The organism is Myroides sp. LoEW2-1 (assembly GCF_009767705.1).
Lineage (GTDB): Bacteria > Bacteroidota > Bacteroidia > Flavobacteriales > Flavobacteriaceae > Flavobacterium > Flavobacterium album_A.
The window spans coordinates 1-2,008 of record NZ_WSPP01000216.1 but is presented as its reverse complement, the minus strand read 5'-3'; the positions used below and the strand labels follow the sequence as shown (position 1 = coordinate 2,008).

Below are 2,008 nucleotides of genomic sequence, written 5' to 3'. Positions count from 1 at the left end.
CTACAGGGTTAGTGTACTGAGACTCATTTGAATCAACTTCTATTAAAGAGTTTTGTATTGGATTAGAGTTCTCTAAATAAGCTTCATAAAGATTTTCATGTATAGCTTCTGAATTATAAAATTTATTATATACAGCATCAGCATTAGAAATATCTCTACCTATTAAATTCCAAGCAAGTTTTAAAGAGTTATATGCTTCATCTACTTGCTTAAAAGTAGTTTGTTCTATAAAATCTTTAACATAATCTTCAAATTGAGCTTCTTTACCTAATTCATTATCTAATCTTTTAGCAGTACTATCTGTAATATCTCTTAATTGATTCTTTACATCTTCAGGTAATTTATTAACTGTAAAATTTCTAGGTGACTCAAATAGAGGTGTTTTTTTAATACTTTCCATTTAGATTATATTAATGAAATTATGTTAAGTTAATTATTTTATTTCAACTATATATATGATATTATTAAAATAGCTATACCATCATCTTGCAGGTGCATATTAATACTCATTATTCCTTTTTCCCAACTTTTACTTACTTGTATTATAGGATAAGATTTATTTAAATAGTTTATTAGATTACTATATGTATTGAAAGTTACATTTCCATTCGTTAATTCAGGCATGATTATAAAAATCACTTGATTTATTACATTGGAGATAAAGTCTTTACTAACTAACAACCTATCAGAGCCTGCCATTTGATAAGTATATGTTACATCTCTAGCATCATTAGATAAATCTGTACTAAGTAAACCATTTGCTATAGGGGCTTTAAAGTAATCCAGATTCTGTCTAGCAACAGCATAGTTTACAAGTAATTGATATTGTAGACTCCTTGTATTCATGTTTACTCTATCTTGTGCGTATCCTATTACAGTAAAAAAGAATAAAACTATTAAAAATAGTCTTTGTATAAGTAAATTCATTATTAATAAATTTTAAGGTACTAATTAAATATTGTCATATATGACATTAATTTAAGCAAATATAAATCTTTCCTTGAGCTTGTCAAATATGTCAAGTATGAATAAAGAAGATTTACTAAAAACTATTGGTCTAAATGTAAAGAAAGCTAGAGAGTTAAAAGGCTTGTCTCAAGTAGAATTAGTAGGTTTAATGGAGGGGAATATTGATACTACTAATATTTCTAGAATAGAGTCAGGTAGAACCAATCCTACCATTTTTACACTTTATAGAATAGCTTCTGCACTAGAAATGCCTTTAGAAAACTTAACTAAAATATAGCTACTGACATAAATAGCTATTATATTATATCTTTATATTTAATGCTTCTGCAGAAAAAGAGTATTTAGGGAACTATTTAGGTAAATACTCATTCTCACTAAAAATAAAATACACCTAAACTTTTAGCTGTTCAGGTGTATTTATAAATAAAGTATTTAAATAGATACTCCATTTTTAATTAAATCATCTATGAACTGATCTTGTGCTTTTACTTCTTCAGGTTCATATTGGTATCTATGAGTTAACATTAGTACTTCTCCTGTGTCCTTATTTATGTATTGATAAGGTTCACATTCTTGTCTAGTCACATTACCTGACATTTCTGTACCTATTAAAGCTTTACATGTATCTTCATCAAATGTAGATGATATAAAAGCTTTCTTAACTGTAGCATAGAATTGATTAGAGGTTTTACTCTTTATCATTTCTATTCCTCCACTAATTTCTAAAACACAGAACTCTTTACCCTCTTCTGTTTGTCTCTTTTTGTAGTTGATAATTCTTACCATAATATTAAATTTTTGAGTTAAAAATACCCTATAAAAGACCTAAGATTAAAACATATCTCATTTAGCTATTAGCTTAAATACATGCATCTTTTGATTTTTATAATAAGGACAAGATTACTTCTCTTGCAAGGATAAGTGGAGGTCTTTGTGCGGGGAGCTTATAAAAAAAGAGTGTATATTGTTATTATAACAAGAGTTACTAGTTACAGTTACAAACAAGTATGTTTTAATCTAAAACAGCTTATTTATAGTT

At 26.9% G+C, this 2,008-nt stretch carries 4 protein-coding genes; 1 reads left to right on the top strand and 3 read right to left on the bottom strand.

All coding sequences use genetic code 11. The features are described from left to right. A partial coding sequence (locus tag GOQ24_RS12235; protein ID WP_160339818.1) for a hypothetical protein occupies nucleotides 1-400 on the bottom strand: 400 nt, incomplete at its 3' end. Nucleotides 401-447: 47 nt separating this feature from the next. Beyond that, entirely contained in the window at nucleotides 448-846 is a 399-nt protein-coding gene (locus GOQ24_RS12230; protein ID WP_160339817.1) for a hypothetical protein, read from the bottom strand. 178 nt (nucleotides 847-1,024) lie between these two features. Between GOQ24_RS12230 and GOQ24_RS12225 the strand changes: the two genes are divergently transcribed. Next, entirely contained in the window at nucleotides 1,025-1,246 is a 222-nt protein-coding gene (locus GOQ24_RS12225; RefSeq protein WP_160339816.1) for a helix-turn-helix domain-containing protein, read from the top strand. 155 nt (nucleotides 1,247-1,401) lie between these two features. On the opposite strand, the gene GOQ24_RS12220 is transcribed toward GOQ24_RS12225, so the two are convergent. Continuing rightward, entirely contained in the window at nucleotides 1,402-1,755 is a 354-nt protein-coding gene (locus tag GOQ24_RS12220) for a hypothetical protein (RefSeq protein WP_160339815.1), read from the bottom strand. Nucleotides 1,756-2,008: the final 253 nt, after the last annotated feature.